The organism is Streptomyces sp. NPDC007872, from assembly GCF_042868165.1.
In the GTDB taxonomy this organism is placed as follows: Bacteria; Actinomycetota; Actinomycetes; order Streptomycetales; family Streptomycetaceae; genus Streptomyces.
The window spans coordinates 36536-51020 of sequence record NZ_JBIAEA010000003.1 but is presented as its reverse complement, the minus strand read 5'-3'; the positions used below and the strand labels follow the sequence as shown (position 1 = coordinate 51020).

Here is a 14485-nt window from a genome sequence, read left to right as displayed (position 1 = left end):
GAGTCTCCGGGGCGCACGGGCGCCATGGAGGCGGCCGCGTCGCCCCCTCGGTGCCGCGAAGGCTTCGGGTCACACCGAGGACGCCAGGGCGGTCCGGGCCAGACCGCGCAGCCAGGTGTGCGCGGGGTCGGTGTCGTAGCGCTGATGCCACGACACGTACACGGCGGCCGGGGGCAGTTCGAGGGGCAGTGGAAGCAGGGTCAGGCCGAGCGCCCCGGCCGTCGCGCGTGATGTCGAGGCGGGGGCGGTGACGAGGAGGTCGGAACCGCGCACGAACTCGAAGGCCGTCGCTTCCGTGGGCACGGTCGCCACGACCCGGCGGGTGAGGCCCAGCCGCGCCAGGGCGTCGTCGAGGGCGTTGCCGAGGTTTCCGCGCCGCGAGACGGTGATGTGCTCGGCCTCGGCATACCGCGCGGCGGTGACGGTCTCGGCCAGGGCGAGCGGGTGCCCCTTCCGCACGACGACGACGTGCCGCGTCTCCGCCACCCGTTCGGCGCGGATCCCGGGTGCGGCCGGTCGGTTCGCGTTCGCCTCCAGGTCGACCTCTCCGCGACGCAACTCGGGTGTGTCACCGCTCGATTCCGCGACGAACCGCAGCCGCACGCCCGGCGCCTCCTCGCGGACGGCCGCGAGGAGGGCGGGGCCGCCGAGGGCGACGAGTCCGTCGTGCCAGCGGAGCGTGAAGGTGCGATCGAGTGTCGCGAGGTCGAGTTCGCGGCTCGGCGCCAGGACGCCCCGGACCTGCTGGTGCAACTCGTGCACCTGCGCCCGGACGGCGACGGCGTACGGCGTCGGTGTCATCGTGCGCCCGGTGCGCACCAGGATCTGATCTCCCGTCGCGCGCCGGATCCGGCCGAGGCTCCGGCTCATCGCGGGGGCGGTGACGTGCAGACGCTCGGCGGCCCCGGCCACACTGCCCTCCTCCAGGAGCGCGTCGAGTGCGGCGAGCAGATTCAAATCCAATTGCATGGGAGTCATGCTAGACGTTCCTGACATGCACTTGTCGTTAATCGTCCGCCTTCCTATCGTCGAGGTACCGAACACGGCCGCGAAGGGCGATACGCCGCTCTCGCCCGGCCACCTCCCCCTGTGCCCTCTCGTATAGGAGAATCGCCATGCCCGAATCGACGCAGACCGCCGGGACCGCCACCAACAAAACCCTCACCGCGGCCGGGACCGCCGCCGGTTCCGTGTCCGACGCCGAGTTGCTCGCCGGGACCGTGGACGCCGTACGCGCCGCCGCCGCAGTTCTGCGGGAGCGGTTCGGCGACGTGGTCCCCCACCGGACCCGCGAGGAACTGATGCGGGCGCTGGCCGTCAACGACGAGGCGGCTCTCGGCGTTCTGCGCCCCCGCCTCACCCTCCTGCGTCCGGACGCCCGCTTCGTGGAGGACGAACTCGCGGGCGGGGCTCTGCCGCCGGGCGAGTGGTGGGTCCTGGATCCGGCCGAGGGCAACGTCAATCATCTGCACGCCCTGCCGGAGTGGGCGGTGACCGCCACGCTCGTGCGCGACAACCAGCCGGTGTTCACCGCGGTGCACGTGCCGTCGACCGGTGAGACCTACACCGCTCTCGCCGGGGCCGGCGCCGAACTCGACGGCCGCCCGCTGCGCGTGTCCGGAGCCGACGACCTCGGTCTCAGCCTGGTGGCCACGAGCCAGGCCAGGCCGGACGAGGCCGACGAGGTCGTACGGCGCACCGGCTCCTCCATCACCGCGATGCTGTTCGACGCGCTCGTGGTGCGGACCTCCGTGCCCGCCACCCTGCACCTGCTGAACGTGGCCGCCGGCCGGATCGACGCCTTCTGGCAGTTCTCCGGCGCCCGCGCGGACCTGCTCCCCGGGGCGCTGCTCGTCAGCGAGGCCGGAGGACGCGTCTCCGACACCGAGGGGCGTCCCTGGACCCCGGAGAGCGAGAGCTTCCTGGCCGCGGCGCCCGGCGTGCACGCCCAGGCCGTCACCACGCTCTCCCGCTGACCCCCACCTCCCAGCAGTACCAGCACCAATCCTCAGGGCCGTTGCACCCACCGGAAGGACCACATCACCATGACCAGGATCGCCGTTCTCGGAAACGGCCGCGTCGGCGGCAGCCTCGCGAAGGCCCTCACCCAGGCCGGCCACGAGGTGACCGTGGCGGACCGCGCGCCGGGCGCCGCATCCGCCGCCGCACAGGCAGCGGAGATCGTCATCAACGCCACCCCGGGCGCCGGATCGCTCGAACGGCTCACCGCGCTGCGCCAGGAGCTGGAGGGCCGCATCCTCGTGGACGTCTCCAATGCCACCGTCGACGGGCCGGACGGACTGCCGACCGCCCTGATCCACCCCGGCTCCAGCCTCGCCGAGCGGCTCCAGGACGCCCTCCCTCGTACCCACGTCGTCAAGACGCTCAACACCATGCTCTACACGGTGATGACCGCACCCGCCGCACTCGGCCAGGCACCGACCGCCTTCCTCTCCGGCGAAGACGCGGAGGCCAAGCAGACGGTGAGCCGACTGCTCGGCGACCTCGGCTGGCAGCGGGAATGGATCACGGACCTCGGCGGGATCGAGACCGCCCGCGCCACCGAGGCCGCGATCCTGTTCGTACCGCACGTGATGCGGGCCACCGGGTTCGTCCCCTTCGCGATATCGATCGCCCGCTGATCGGCACACGGCACACCCCCGCCGGGCTGACCGCCCGGGACGGTCGTCGCGGGCCGAGCAGGCCGACACAAGATGTCAGTCCAGGAGTGCGGTCGCCTCGACCTCGACGAGCACATCCGGCTCGAAGAGGTGGTCGACGCCGATGAGCGAAGCCGGAGGCAAGGGCGTGGGGAGACCGATCTCGGCGGCTACGGCCTCCACGCCGGCCATGAACTCGCCGATCTTCTCCGGAGCCCATCGGGTCACGTAGAACGTCAGACGCAGTACGTCCGAGAAGGTCGCGTCCGCGCCGGCCAACCCGATGGCGGTATTGCGCAGTGCCTGAGCGACCTGCCCGGCCAGATCACCGGGTGCGACAGGGGTGCCGTCGGGCCGGCGCGCGATCTGGCCGCTGACGTGTACGTGCTTGGTTCCGGTGCCCACGGCGACGTGGTGATAAGGAACCTGCCGGAGCATGCCGTGCGGAGTGAAGTGGTGAACAGCCATGGGTCCCTCTTCCGTGCTGGGTATCGCGAAGCTACCTAATGTCAGAAAGACACTTCAACGAGACCAGGTTTCGCCATGGATACCGCCGACGAAGTCCGCATCGATGCCCCGCACCGCGAGCTGCTCGACCAGATCCTCGACAAGTGGTCGCTCGCCGTCCTCAGCGAGCTCTGCGAGCGGCCGTGCCGCTTCAACGAACTGCGCCGAGCCATTCCCCGGGTCACCCAGAAGTCGCTGACCGCGACGCTACGACGCCTCGAACGCAATGGCGTGATCGACCGCGAGGTCGTCTCCACCCGCCCCGTGGCAGTCAGGTACCGCATCACGCCCCTCGGCAAGACCCTCCGGCATCCCATCGACGTACTGCTGGCCTGGACCTCTCGGAACATGCCCGCCATCCAGCGCGCCCGCGAAGACTTCGACGACCGCGACGAAGCCCGGCCCTGATGCCCTGCTGTCTCCTGCCGGAGCGACAGCAGGCAGCAACCGGGCACGGCGCAGGGTCTGCAGGCCGACATCGGTGGTGAGCCCGGCACCCGAAGGCGCATGGAGGAGCAGGCGAAACCGACTGGCCCGGGGGCCTCGGCGTACGTCTCGCTGACGAGTCGCCGACAGCCGCGTAGCACTTGAGGACGACCCCGCGTCCGTACGGAGGCGGACTTCTCGACCGAGAGGGAACCCCGGCCCGCGGTCGCCGTCTTGGTTCTCGCGTCGGCTTGATCGTCGGGTCGACACGAGGAGGAGCGTGATGGCAGGTCAGGTGCGCGAGACGAGGCGGGCGAAGGCATCGGCGCCGGAGTACCAGGGGGCTCTCGAATCGTTGTCGGTGAACGCCTCACTGCCCGAGGTACTGGCCCGGGGCATGGAGGAGCTGCGGGCGGCGGAACAGGCCGGGGACCGCCGGGAGGAGGCGCGCTGCGGGCTGGCCGTGGCGGAGGCCTGCCGCAGGCTCGGGCGCATAGAGGAGGCCGACCGGGCGTGGAAGGCGAGCTACCGGGCGGCGCGTTCGGCCGGCCACGAGGGGGCCATGGCGTGGGCCCTGTGGAGCGGCGGCACGCTGGCCCGACAGCGGGGTGCGTTCAGGCTGGCGTACCGGTTGCTGAGGCTGGCCGCCGAGACGGGCGAGCGGGGCGGTGACGTCGTCGTACGCGGCTACTCGCTGGCGGGGCTCGCCGAGACCGGGCGCATCCAGGGCGATTACGCGGCGGTGAGGAGGCTGCACGAGCAACTCCTTGCCGAGGCCCGCCGCCGGGGCGAGGCTCGGCACACGGTGTGGGCGCTGGAGGGCATCGCGCAGATGCACCGCAACACCGGCGAATACGACGAGGCCCTCGCCTTGTTCGAGGAGGCGGCCGACACGGCGTCCCGAGCCGAGGACCGGCGCGGGTGGGCATGGGCGCTGCGCGGCATCGCGGACGTGGTGTCCGTGCGCGACGCCGACGTGGAACGCGCCCTGTCGCTGCTGTCCCGAGCGGAGGAGGCCTGCCGGGAGATGCGGCTGTCCAGCGCGCTCGCCTACAACCACAAGATGCGCGGCAACGTGCTGTACCGGGCGGGCCGCTACGAGCAGGCCCGTGAGATGTACGCGCTGGCCCTCGAGGAGTTCCAGGAGATGGACGAGCCTCGCGGGACGGCGCTGTCACGACTGGGGCTGGTCAAGGCCTCCGCCCATCTGGGCCGCGACGCCGCGCACACTGCCGCGGACCTGGCCGAACTGCGCTCGACACTGGACCGCATCGGGCTGCGGCACGCCCGGGACATGGTGGACAAGGCAGCGGCCGAACTGGAGGTCGGGCCGCTGCCGGACCCCGGCGGCCACGAGCGGGGCGCCGCGAGGCCCGTGTTGCCAACGGCCGGGGCCGAGGCGCTCCGGGCCGCCGATGTGGAGGGCCTGCGGTGAGCGCCGTCCCGACACGGCTCTCGCCCCTGTACTCGCCGGGCGCTGCAGTCGTGGCCACGGTGCCTTCCTCTCGTGATCACGACGCAGAGCCGGCTCGTGTCCTGGAGCGCTGTCGTGCACTCGTCCGGCCTGCGCTGGTGGAGGCGGTGGGCAGCCTCCATCCGTGGACCGGTGAGATGGCGGCGTACGCGCTGGGCTGGTCCGACACGACCGGTACTCCGGATGCCGGGGGATCCGAGGGCAAGGGAGTGCGCCAGGCGCTCGTCGTACTCGGGGCGGAGGCGGTCGGGGCCGATGGCGCGGAGGCCGTCCCCGGCGCCGTGGCCGTCGAACTCGTGCACACCTTCTCGCTCCTCCACGACGACATCATGGACGGCGACGCCCTGCGCCGGCGGCGGCCCGCCGTGTGGAAGGCGTACGGGACCGGCCCGGCCGTCCTCGCCGGCGACGCGCTTCTCGCCCAGGCCGTGACCACCCTGGCCGAGGCCCCGGGCCGGCACGCGGCGGCTGCGGTCCGCTGCCTCTGCCGGACCCTGAACACGCTGGTGTCCGGCCAGGCGCAGGACCTGCGCTTCGAACACCGTCCGTGGTACGGCCCCGGCGCGGTCGGACCGGAGCAGTACCGGTCGATGGCCGAACACAAGACGGGCGCCCTGCTGGGCTGCGCCGTCGCGCTCGGCGCGATCCTCGGCGGCGCCCCCGACCGGACCGCGACCGCGCTCGAACGGGCGGGCCGCCATCTCGGCCTCGCCTTCCAGGCGGTGGACGACATCCTCGGCATCTGGGGCGACCCCGCCGTGACCGGCAAACCCGTCCACGCCGACCTGCGCAGGGGCAAGAAGACCTTCCCGATGCTCGCCGCACTGGCCGGCGGAGGCAGGGCCGCGCACGAACTGGCGGCGCTGCTCGACCCTCCCCGGATGCTCGACCACGAGGCCGCCGCACACGTCGCGGCACTCGTGGAGGAGCTGGGCGGGCGGACCGCGACCCGTGACGAAGCGCGCCGGCACCTGGACACCGCCCGCCGCGCGCTGCACGACGCGTCCCTCACGCACACCGCCGTACAGCAATTGGACGGGCTGTTCACGTACGTGCTCGACCGGACCGAGTGATCGACGTTCCGCCTTTGTGATCACCTCGTCGACGACGGGGCCCGCAGTGGAGCGCGGAAGGACAGCGGACCGAGCGCGGGCGCCACCGCCGCATAGGGCCCGAGCCGGACGGGCAGGCGGCGGGCTGCCCACGGCGAAGGCGAGGCGGTGGAGAAGGTTCGCGCGGCTGGGAACCATCTGCCCAGGAGGAGTCGAAGACGACCGGAGCCGAACCGCTGCCCACGAGCATCAGCAGCAGCTCGACACCGGCGGGGAGTTCCACACCGCCGCCCAGCTCCGGCGGGCGTGCGGTGACCCGGCGCCACGAGACGACGGGCGGCTCGCGCCGCAGCACTTCCTCGACCCACGCCTCCGGACTCGGCAAGCGCACGGCGCAGGACGGTGGAGACGAGCTGCCCGGTCGTGGCATGCCCGGCGATGAAGTGGCCACGATGACCTCCCGCCCCGGGCGACAGAACCGGCATGCCATCAGCCCTCCGCACCCTGCGATTCGGTGAAGAGGATGAGCATCGGTACTCAGGAGTAGGTCATGGGGCAGCCGTGTCGGACGGAGTGTTGCGCGGCGCGCAGGTAGAGCGCTACGTAGAAGGCTGCGTCCCGGTCCTCGGCCCACGGTCCCGGCTGTGTCCGGGCGGTTCGTTCCGCCCCGCCGTCCATGAACCACCGGCTCAGCGCGAGGACCTTGCCCGACGGCAGTGCGCCCACGGGCAGTTCGACGGCGCCGGCGAGCCGCTCGGCCAGGGCGAGCACCCGCTGAGCTCCAGTGACCACGGTCTCCTCACCGGAGCACGCGGTACCGACGGGCAGGACGATTGTCTCTTCCAGCGCGAGGGGTACCAGCACGCTCCAGTCGAGGAGGGCCGACAGCTCCGCCTCGGTCAGCAGTGTTCCGCACAGTGCCACGAAGCCGTCCATGGACGGACCGACCTTCTCCTCGAACTGGCCCGGCACTCCTTGCGCGGCGTGCGGCAGCTCGTAAGGGGGCAGCCCGTGCCGCTGTAGCTCGGTGTTCAGCGCGGCGGCGACGTCCCCGTACCCGTCCTCCCCGGGCTGCGACCAGTCCTGTGCGGTGACACTCACCAGATAGACACCCATGGACGCAACGTACCGGCCGCCACTGACAACACCCCTGGCCCCTCACGCCAACTACTAGGCGGGCTCGGCGGGTTTCGTCGGAGTGAGCCGTGAGAGGACGAGATGACCGGCAGTCGGCGTGACGGCCGAGCCGGCCCGCCGGCGCATGGACGTGCGCATCCTCGACGACCCCTGCGTGTCGCCCCGCGTCGCAGCTCTCCTGACGCGGGCACGACGCAGCCCCGGGATGCCCGCCGGACGCATACGCACACTGGCCCGCGCGCTGCTTCACGCAGCGGGCCGAGAGCCTGGCGACCACAGCCGATGCGCTGTGGCGCGCGGTGACGGGCGGCGTGCGGAGGAACGAGGACTGGTGCGGGCTGTGCACCGAGGTCGGACAGCCGGTGCAAGCCTGCCTTCCCGGCGCAGGGGAGCAGAACACCTGCCCCTGCGCAAACGACCTCTCAGCCTGAGGTTCTCCCGCCGCTACGCGGCCAGTTCCTCGCGTTCGCCACCGGTCAGGCCGTCGCGTTCGCCCGCGTCGACCTCGGCCCGCTTCACCCGGTCCCGCACCGCGGTCTCGGTCGGGTCGAAGTCCTCGGCGACCTGACCGACCGAGCGGTCCCCGCGTCGGCACAGCTCGACTGTCTCGGCCTTGAACTCCGACGCGAACGAGCGGCGAGGGCGGGGCTTCTTCCTCATGCTCCCCATGACGGACATCATCCTTCCGGGACCGAAGCCCCTGATGACTGATGCCCGTCAAAGCGGATCAAGCCCAGTAGCGTGCCTTCCGTCCAGACGGACCGTCACCGACCGTCCTCGGAGGCGGGACAGTGGAAAGCGGTCGTTGAGACTTCGGACCGGCGAAGACGCGTACGAGGTGGGACCGTCTCCGGGAGGCCGGAGTCAGCGGGGCGATGATCCGGATGGACACGCGTGCGGGCGCCTGGCGGATCCGACCACCTACCGGCTGAGCCATTTCGTGACGGACCCCGCGCCAGAGTCCGAGCACGAGCATCCGGTTCGCGTGGAGCTCCTCTGCGCTGCGGGCGGCCGCGAGGGTTTCGCCCGACCCGATCGCCGTGATCACCCGCGCGCGGAGTGCCTGCTCGGGCACGGTGGAGAGCGCAGGCAACTTCGCGATGACGGGGGGCGGGGCCTTCAGGTGGTGAACCGGTCGGTGTGGTCGGGCAACTGCTGCTCCGAGCGCAGGAACCGCCGGCTGCCCTGTTCGTCGCGCACCGTGAGGAACCCGGCGTCCGTCAGCCGCCGTGCGATCATCCTGCGGCGGACCGTGCCCACTTTGAACGCCACGGTGCACAGCAGTGCGACCGCCCCGCCGGAGGCGACCGCTTCGACCGGCGACCTGTTGTCGATGAACATCAGGACGGCCAGGACCGCGCAGGCGAGGTAGACCAGGAGCTTCTGGCTCCGGTCGGCGACGTACAGGGCCATGACGTCGAAAGTGATGAGATCCCTCAGCACCGCCACGTCACCGGCCGCTTCGGGCAGCGGCTTCAACGAGCCCTGCTTCAGCCCCGGCACTGTCCCGCCGTTGCCCGCCCGCGGATGGGCAGTGATGGTTGCCGCCTCACGGACGCGCGCGTCGGGCCGCGGGTCCCGGTACATCCTGACCTGGACCAGTGAGTTCTTGAACCCGGTCCTGTACGCCGTGCCGTACATGTAGCCGTACTGCTCCGCCACATGCGCCAGAGCGGCCGCCTTCGGCGCGGAGCCCTGAGGGGCGATCTCAACGATGCCCTGCTGACGGGCGATCTGCTGGAGTACCCCCGCTATGTGACGTTCCACGGACACCCTGTTCTCCACCCCCCGGGGCCCCGCACCCGGGCCCGACCGGAGCACAGCCTAGAGGGGGGCGTGCCATTGATCGGAACACGCACGGTGCCCCGACCATGGACCGGAGACTCCGCTTCACGCAGGGCCAGACCCCATGGGGCCGGACCATGACGATGATTCGGCTCGATCCACGCCGCGTCTGTCCCCGCTCGGCCGCTGCGCCGCGACGCTAACGAGGTCGGTGCCCCGTGTTCCCGCCCGCTCGGTCCCGCGACCGCGTCTCCACCCGGGAGACCGGCGAGGCCGGGCGGAGAAGACCGTCACCACGACCTTCATCGAACCTGGCCCGTACGTCCGCGACGGCTTCGCCGAAGGACCGCTCGCCGACGCCGCGCTGTCCAGCGCTGGGCAGCTTCTCGACGAACTGCAGGAGCCGGCGACCGCGATGACCGACGGCCGACTGCGCGACGGCGTGTACCGGGCGCTGCGCCACCTCACTCGAGAACAGCCGCTTACGTGCCGGGTCGACAGCATCACCGCGCTGATCCGCCGGAGGGTGCACATCGACTGGCCCGTCTCCGATCGTCTGCCCTGCGCCTTATGCCCGCCTCGCGGGAGGGCGCCTCCGCGTCCCTCCGCGAGGCGGAAAGGGCCGAGCTGTCGGTCGCGCGCTGTACGCCCCGCGCCCCAGCGAGGCCTGCAGGCCCGGTCCGGGTGTCGCCTGCCGCTTCTACCCCACCGGCGACACGCCTTGAGCGACTTCCCCGGGGAGCCCGGGGTGTGGGATGCGGGTTCAGGGGCATGCGGGGGTGGAGCGTACGGGAGCGCTGTGAAGAGAGGGGCCTGCCTGTACCCCCTGCGGGCAGGTTCTCGGGTTGTCGGGCGGCTTGCATCATTGGGGGGTGGTGCGGGCCGTTCGGCATGTTCCGGTCCCGGGTTCCGGAACCATGGCTGAGGTCTGGGGCACATGGGGGTCCGTGTCAGCCCGTGCCGATATGGCGTGCACGGGTCAGGCCCGGCGCCCGGGGCACTTTCCGGGACGCAGTACCGCCGGGCCGCTTTCTTCACCCTGCCGGGCGGTCACAGGCTGTCCGGCCCCCGCCCCCATACCACGACGAGAACTTCGGGGGTTGCTCTCATGAGGGCCAGAAGATTTGCCTCGGTCTACGGGTTATCGCTGTTCCTGCTCTTCAGTGCGGTGGGATACAAGCTGAACGACTCGCACCCCAGCGTGGCGTGGGGCATCGCCGGTGCCGTACTGGCCGTCGCCGCCATCCGACGGAGGACAGCGCCCACGCCCTGACGCGTTTCGCCGGGCCGACGCCCGGGGCCTGGCGTCCAGGCGGCTTCTGTGCCGCCTGCTCGTCCCGCCGGATCTGTCGAAGGAAGCGCGGGCCAGGTGGCGAACCGCCTGCTTTGCCGCCGTCCTTGCCCTGCTCGCGGAGGCGGGACGAAAGCCGCCTCTCCTACCCGTCCCGAAGCCACCCGCACTGGCCGCGCCCCGCTCACCCGCCGACCGCGGCGAGAACGACGACCGGACCTGAAGGGGGTGAGGACTGGACTGGAGCCAGGATCCCGTTGGCCCGGTCGGCCCCGCCCACGGCTGACCCGCCTCCCGCGCGCACACCCTGATACGCCGCGTCTCGTTTCCTGTTGCGTGTTCTCGGAGGCAACGGGCAACTCCTTTCCAGACCTTCATCGGGCCGGGAGGGTGGAGACATGCAGACCACACTCCTGAACGGGGCTGACCCCGTCGCCGCCACTCGTCCCTACTCGGCCGATGTCCGTCACGACGCTCCCGCCCTCGGCGATCTCGTCGAGCGCTGCATTTTCTGTGCCATCGCCGCCGGGCGGGCCCCGGCGCTCGTCGTCCGCGAGTGGCCGGACGCGCTCGCGGTCCGGCCGCGCAGCGGCGGCGTGAACAGCGGGCACGTCTTCGTCCTGCCCCGCGTCCACGTCGAGGACGCCGGCACCGACCCGGAGGTGACCGTTGTGGTGATGCGCCGGGCCGCCGAGCTGATGGCCGAGCACGGCGCCGCGAACCTGATCACCTCCAAGGGCACCGAGGCGACGCAGAGCGTCTTCCACCTCCACGTCCACATCGTGCCCCGCGCCGAGGGCGACGGTCTGCCCCTGCCTTGGACCCCGCAGCACGCTGCCCGCGCTACCGCGCGGAACGGAGCCACCGCATGAACACCAGTGCCGTCACCCTCGTCATGGCCCGCGAACCCCTTCCCGCGGGCGGCCCGTCGGTGTTCCTCGCCGGGCCCACCCTCGACAAGCGGACACCGGTACCGTCCTGGCGGCCCGAGGCCGTCCGGCTCCTGACCGGGCAGCGGACCGGGCCGAAGCTGCTGACCGCCCTGAGCCCCGAATCCCGGCACGGTGAGCGCGCCGAGCGCTACGAGCACCAGGTCGACTGGGAGACCAGGGCCCGCGAGGGTGCGAGCGCGATCCTGTTCTGGATCCCCCGCGACGTGAAGGTTCTGCCGGGCTTCACCACCAACGTCGAGTCCGGCCTCGACGCCCCCAGTGGCCGGGCCGTCCTCGGAGCGCCGGACGACTGCCCCAGCCCGGAGCGCAACCGATACCTGATCTAAGTGGCGGGCCGCTTCGGCGTCCCGGTGCGCACCACCCCGGCCGACACCGTCGCGGAAGCCCTCGCCCTGGCCACCGTCGCTGAGGCGCCCTGGTAGTCCCGTAAAGGAGTGTCGCGGCGGCCGAGACTGTCGGCCGGCTCGTCTGGGAGGCGTGGGACGGGGCGTACGGTGTCGACATCGAGCACCATCTCATCGGCCGCCAGGTTCTGACCTGCTCCGCTCTTGTTTGATCTGCCTGGCGCATCCAGCAGGGGCGGCTACCGGGATGCCCCCGGGTGGCCGCCCCTACCTGGTGTTTCACGGTGTGCTGCTGTGTCAGGCATGCAGGGCTTGTTCGACGGTGGGGTGGCAGTCGATGACGGTGTCGACGCCGATCAGGTGCAGGACGCGCCGGACGGCTTCCTGGGCGCCGGCGATCCGCAGCCAGCCCTGCTGGGCGGTCAGGTGCTGGTGGGCGAGGATGAAGGCATTGATGCCGCTGGAGTCCATGAAGCTCACGCCTGTCAGGTCCGCCACGACCCGGGGTGACACCGCCGTATCGTCCTGGGGTGTCAGGACGCGGGCCAGGGTGTCCTTGGCGGTGTGGTCGATCTCTCCTCGCAGGGTCACGACCCGGATGCCGTCGACCACGCGGTGCGCTACGGACAGCCGTTCGACCTGGCCCGTCTTGTCGTTGCTGGTCATGTATCTCCTCGACTGCGCTCCGGCTTGCCCGAATCCGGGCGTGCACGGGCGATTCTGCCCTACCGGCCAACACGGAATACACCCGGACGGGGCATGATCGCTCTGCGCCGATTTAAGGATCATTCGGTCGGGTAGCCGCGCTGCGTGAGCGAGAGGGAGGACGGATCACGTGGAACTCGATGCCGGTTATGACAGCGGTGCCCAGCCTTGGCCGGAAGGCCATCTGGCGCGGTCCGATTACACGCTGGAGGGTGGCGGCAGCCGCATCGCGGCCGCTCGTCGCCACGCCGTGGCTTTTCTGGAGAAGATCCGCACCGAGTACGGTCTGCCGATCTCGCGGCGGCTGCGGGAGTCGACCGAGCTGGTCGTCAGCGAACTGGTCACCAACGCCCACAAGTACGCTGTGGGGCCGGTCCTGATGCAGCTGCGCATCGGCGCCAGTGGTGTGGACGTCGTGGTGTGGGACAGCGACCCGGCCGTTCCGGTGGCGCGTGCCGCGGATCCTGGCAGAGCGGGCCATCACGGTCTGGAGATCATCAAGAAGGTCGCCGAGAAGCTGTCCGTCGAGCGGGAGCCGGTCGGCAAACGCGTCACCGCCCGCCTCGCCCTGACCGACGCCCCCGGCGCGGCATAGCGGCGTAGAAGCCGGCCCCGCGCGATTGGTGTTCTACGACTCCGGCGCGGGGCCGTTGGGTACGTGCGGTGCGGCGCGGAACGGTTCCGGTGCAGGTCTCACCAGGCATGCGAAAGGCCCCCACCCGGGGAGAGGGTGGGGGCCCGGTCTTGCGTAGCGCTCAGTCGGTGAGCACGTCCTTGATCTTCTCCTTGGCATCGCGGGCATCGCCCTTGGCCTGGTCGGCACGGCCCTCCGCGGTCAGCCGCTCGTTGCCGACCGCCCTGCCCGCCGCCTCCTCGACCTTGCCCTTGGCCTGCTCGGCCTTCGCCTGAACCTTCTCGTCCCCGGCCATGACAACCACCCTTCGCTTCGCGAAATCCTCTTCCCGCCACCCCGCCTTACCGCCCACGCCTCCGGCAAACCCCCGGGGTGCAACGGCGACCGCACCACCTGTACGAGTGGAGGCCGGCGCCTTCCCTGCTCCAGCAGACGTTCGCGGTGCCGACCCGCCAAGACAGGGGAACAGGCAAAAGCCGACACCACCGGCACGGGTCGCGCTCGACGGGGCGATGGCCCGCAGGCGGGGCGGCCACCGCTTCTTCGCGAGTCACGTCCGGAGTGCTGCCCGAGGTGGTGATCCGGTCCCTCTCATGCTCGGAGGGGAAGGAGGCTGGGGTACGGCGAACGGCCCCGCCCTTCGAAAAGGACGGGGCCGTTCGCGCGGTACGTACCGGGAAGGGGCGTGCTCAGGCGTGTCGCCGGTTGCCGGTGACGAGGCGGTAGAGGGCCAGGAGGATGACGGAGCCGATGATGGCCGCGATCCAGGTGGAGATCTCGAAGAAGCCGTCGACGGAGTCGACGCCGAAGATCACCTTGCCGAGGAAGCCGCCCAGCAGGCCGCCGGCGATGCCGATCAGAATGGTGATGATGACACCGCCCGGGTCCTTGCCCGGCATGATCGCCTTGGCGATGAAACCGGCGATGAGGCCGATGAGAATCCACGCGATGATGCCCATGATGCGTCTCCAACCTGCTGATATAAAGCCTGCGTCAACACGGCGTATACGCACTTCGGCCATCTTCAAACCCTCCCGCCCTCCGCATGAACGGACCGCGCTCGTAGACATCAAGGGACACGAGCCGGTTCGTGGCGAAGTGAACCCTCCGTCCATTCCGGTGCGCCGGTTCCAGCCGGCCCGGTGCTGATGGAGCTGCGTCTCACTGCCGAGGCCATGGACGTTGCGGCGTAGGACAACGATCCCACCGTGCCCGCGATCCGGGCCGCCGATCCGGGCCGGGTCGGGCGGCACGGCATGGAGATTGTCAGGGCCGTCACCGAGGAGCTGTTCGGCGAGCAGGAACTGGTCAGCAAACGCATCGCTGCCCGCATCGCTCTGGGCGCCGCCTTCAGTCCGCGTAACAGCCCTTTTGGTCTGATCCGGCCCCCGGCCCTATGGGGCCGATGCTTCGTGCGTTCCGGTCGGAAGTCAGCGGGTGAAGGTGGGGTGCGCTATTGAGGTTGCCCTCGTCCTGGTCTCCGCCTCGGCCTGTTCCAGCTCGCCCAGGCCTCATCT

General features: G+C 71.0%; 17 protein-coding genes. 9 read left to right on the top strand and 8 right to left on the bottom strand.

Translation table 11 applies throughout. The features are described from left to right. Positions 1 to 69: 69 nt before the first annotated feature. Positions 70 to 969 carry a LysR family transcriptional regulator gene (locus tag ACFYNX_RS10775; protein ID WP_388659945.1) on the bottom strand — a complete coding sequence of 300 codons (900 nt, stop codon included), beginning with the start codon at positions 967 to 969 and terminating at the stop codon, positions 70 to 72. A 146-nt stretch (positions 970 to 1115) separates the two neighbouring features. Between ACFYNX_RS10775 and ACFYNX_RS10770 the strand changes: the two genes are divergently transcribed. Both ACFYNX_RS10770 and ACFYNX_RS10765 read left to right on the top strand, forming a co-directional pair. Next, the gene (locus tag ACFYNX_RS10770) at positions 1116 to 1976 is read left to right on the top strand and encodes an inositol monophosphatase family protein (protein ID WP_388659942.1); all 861 of its coding nucleotides are present in this window, start codon (positions 1116 to 1118) and stop codon (positions 1974 to 1976) included. Positions 1977 to 2045: 69 nt separating this feature from the next. Continuing rightward, the gene (locus ACFYNX_RS10765; protein ID WP_388659939.1) at positions 2046 to 2642 is read left to right on the top strand and encodes an NADPH-dependent F420 reductase; all 597 of its coding nucleotides are present in this window, start codon (positions 2046 to 2048) and stop codon (positions 2640 to 2642) included. 75 nt (positions 2643 to 2717) lie between these two features. Here ACFYNX_RS10765 and ACFYNX_RS10760 read toward each other — a convergent pair whose 3' ends face one another. Beyond that, positions 2718 to 3128: a Rid family hydrolase gene (locus ACFYNX_RS10760; protein WP_365542012.1), complete on the bottom strand. Its 411-nt coding sequence runs from the start codon at positions 3126 to 3128 to the stop codon at positions 2718 to 2720. A gap of 75 nt (positions 3129 to 3203) precedes the next feature. Here ACFYNX_RS10760 and ACFYNX_RS10755 point away from each other — a divergent pair, with 75 nt between their 5' ends. From ACFYNX_RS10755 to ACFYNX_RS10745, 3 genes are all read left to right on the top strand, one after another. Then, complete coding sequence (locus ACFYNX_RS10755; RefSeq protein WP_388659936.1) at positions 3204 to 3575, top strand: winged helix-turn-helix transcriptional regulator; 372 nt, start codon at positions 3204 to 3206, stop codon at positions 3573 to 3575. Between the two features lie 301 nt (positions 3576 to 3876). Then, positions 3877 to 5028, top strand: a complete 1152-nt coding sequence (locus ACFYNX_RS10750) for a tetratricopeptide repeat protein (protein WP_388659933.1) — start codon at positions 3877 to 3879, stop codon at positions 5026 to 5028. Positions 5029 to 5174: 146 nt separating this feature from the next. Beyond that, the gene (locus ACFYNX_RS10745; RefSeq protein WP_388659930.1) at positions 5175 to 6140 is read left to right on the top strand and encodes a polyprenyl synthetase family protein; all 966 of its coding nucleotides are present in this window, start codon (positions 5175 to 5177) and stop codon (positions 6138 to 6140) included. A 516-nt stretch (positions 6141 to 6656) separates the two neighbouring features. Here the strand turns inward: ACFYNX_RS10745 and ACFYNX_RS10740 are convergent. The 3 genes from ACFYNX_RS10740 to ACFYNX_RS10730 all read right to left on the bottom strand — a co-directional run bounded on the left by ACFYNX_RS10740 (position 6657) and on the right by ACFYNX_RS10730 (position 9023). Next, positions 6657 to 7235: a hypothetical protein gene (locus tag ACFYNX_RS10740; protein WP_388659928.1), complete on the bottom strand. Its 579-nt coding sequence runs from the start codon at positions 7233 to 7235 to the stop codon at positions 6657 to 6659. 465 nt (positions 7236 to 7700) lie between these two features. Next, positions 7701 to 7925, bottom strand: coding sequence for a hypothetical protein (locus ACFYNX_RS10735; RefSeq protein ID WP_388659925.1), 225 nt, complete (start codon positions 7923 to 7925; stop codon positions 7701 to 7703). A gap of 450 nt (positions 7926 to 8375) precedes the next feature. Further along, complete coding sequence (locus ACFYNX_RS10730; RefSeq protein WP_388659922.1) at positions 8376 to 9023, bottom strand: hypothetical protein; 648 nt, start codon at positions 9021 to 9023, stop codon at positions 8376 to 8378. A 1707-nt stretch (positions 9024 to 10730) separates the two neighbouring features. Between ACFYNX_RS10730 and ACFYNX_RS10725 the strand changes: the two genes are divergently transcribed. Together ACFYNX_RS10725 and ACFYNX_RS10720 are read left to right on the top strand one after the other, a co-directional pair. Further along, positions 10731 to 11204: an HIT family protein gene (locus ACFYNX_RS10725; RefSeq protein WP_388659919.1), complete on the top strand. Its 474-nt coding sequence runs from the start codon at positions 10731 to 10733 to the stop codon at positions 11202 to 11204. Continuing rightward, positions 11201 to 11611 (top strand): nucleoside 2-deoxyribosyltransferase domain-containing protein, encoded by a 411-nt coding sequence (locus tag ACFYNX_RS10720; protein WP_388659916.1) that lies wholly within the window; start codon positions 11201 to 11203, stop codon positions 11609 to 11611. The genes ACFYNX_RS10725 and ACFYNX_RS10720 overlap by 4 nt, the downstream gene beginning before the upstream one ends. A gap of 315 nt (positions 11612 to 11926) precedes the next feature. Here ACFYNX_RS10720 and ACFYNX_RS10715 read toward each other — a convergent pair whose 3' ends face one another. Next, positions 11927 to 12295: an STAS domain-containing protein gene (locus tag ACFYNX_RS10715; protein WP_388659914.1), complete on the bottom strand. Its 369-nt coding sequence runs from the start codon at positions 12293 to 12295 to the stop codon at positions 11927 to 11929. Positions 12296 to 12464: 169 nt separating this feature from the next. Between ACFYNX_RS10715 and ACFYNX_RS10710 the strand changes: the two genes are divergently transcribed. Beyond that, positions 12465 to 12929: an ATP-binding protein gene (locus tag ACFYNX_RS10710; protein ID WP_388659911.1), complete on the top strand. Its 465-nt coding sequence runs from the start codon at positions 12465 to 12467 to the stop codon at positions 12927 to 12929. A 160-nt stretch (positions 12930 to 13089) separates the two neighbouring features. On the opposite strand, the gene ACFYNX_RS10705 is transcribed toward ACFYNX_RS10710, so the two are convergent. Together ACFYNX_RS10705 and ACFYNX_RS10700 are read right to left on the bottom strand one after the other, a co-directional pair. Next, complete coding sequence (locus ACFYNX_RS10705) at positions 13090 to 13263, bottom strand: CsbD family protein (protein ID WP_388659908.1); 174 nt, start codon at positions 13261 to 13263, stop codon at positions 13090 to 13092. A 394-nt stretch (positions 13264 to 13657) separates the two neighbouring features. Next, a complete protein-coding gene (locus ACFYNX_RS10700) occupies positions 13658 to 13927 on the bottom strand; it encodes a GlsB/YeaQ/YmgE family stress response membrane protein (RefSeq protein ID WP_365541996.1) in 270 nt (89 codons plus the stop codon). Between the two features lie 249 nt (positions 13928 to 14176). Between ACFYNX_RS10700 and ACFYNX_RS10695 the strand changes: the two genes are divergently transcribed. Continuing rightward, a complete protein-coding gene (locus tag ACFYNX_RS10695; protein ID WP_388659906.1) occupies positions 14177 to 14428 on the top strand; it encodes a hypothetical protein in 252 nt (83 codons plus the stop codon). Positions 14429 to 14485 lie beyond the last annotated feature (57 nt).

Bases quoted from the DNA above. Each gene is read 5' to 3' on its own strand.
- ACFYNX_RS10770 (WP_388659942.1), top strand. From the start codon at position 1,116: ATGCCCGAATCGACGCAGACCGCCGGGACCGCCACCAACAAAACCCTC.
- ACFYNX_RS10735 (WP_388659925.1), bottom strand. From the start codon at position 7,925: ATGGGGAGCATGAGGAAGAAGCCCCGCCCTCGCCGCTCGTTCGCGTCG.
- ACFYNX_RS10755 (WP_388659936.1), top strand. From the start codon at position 3,204: ATGGATACCGCCGACGAAGTCCGCATCGATGCCCCGCACCGCGAGCTG.
- ACFYNX_RS10705 (WP_388659908.1), bottom strand. From the start codon at position 13,263: ATGGCCGGGGACGAGAAGGTTCAGGCGAAGGCCGAGCAGGCCAAGGGC.
- ACFYNX_RS10700 (WP_365541996.1), bottom strand. From the start codon at position 13,927: ATGGGCATCATCGCGTGGATTCTCATCGGCCTCATCGCCGGTTTCATC.
- ACFYNX_RS10765 (WP_388659939.1), top strand. From the start codon at position 2,046: ATGACCAGGATCGCCGTTCTCGGAAACGGCCGCGTCGGCGGCAGCCTC.
- ACFYNX_RS10740 (WP_388659928.1), bottom strand. From the start codon at position 7,235: ATGGGTGTCTATCTGGTGAGTGTCACCGCACAGGACTGGTCGCAGCCC.
- ACFYNX_RS10750 (WP_388659933.1), top strand. From the start codon at position 3,877: ATGGCAGGTCAGGTGCGCGAGACGAGGCGGGCGAAGGCATCGGCGCCG.
- ACFYNX_RS10715 (WP_388659914.1), bottom strand. From the start codon at position 12,295: ATGACCAGCAACGACAAGACGGGCCAGGTCGAACGGCTGTCCGTAGCG.
- ACFYNX_RS10760 (WP_365542012.1), bottom strand. From the start codon at position 3,128: ATGGCTGTTCACCACTTCACTCCGCACGGCATGCTCCGGCAGGTTCCT.
- ACFYNX_RS10720 (WP_388659916.1), top strand. From the start codon at position 11,201: ATGAACACCAGTGCCGTCACCCTCGTCATGGCCCGCGAACCCCTTCCC.
- ACFYNX_RS10775 (WP_388659945.1), bottom strand. From the start codon at position 969: ATGCAATTGGATTTGAATCTGCTCGCCGCACTCGACGCGCTCCTGGAG.
- ACFYNX_RS10725 (WP_388659919.1), top strand. From the start codon at position 10,731: ATGCAGACCACACTCCTGAACGGGGCTGACCCCGTCGCCGCCACTCGT.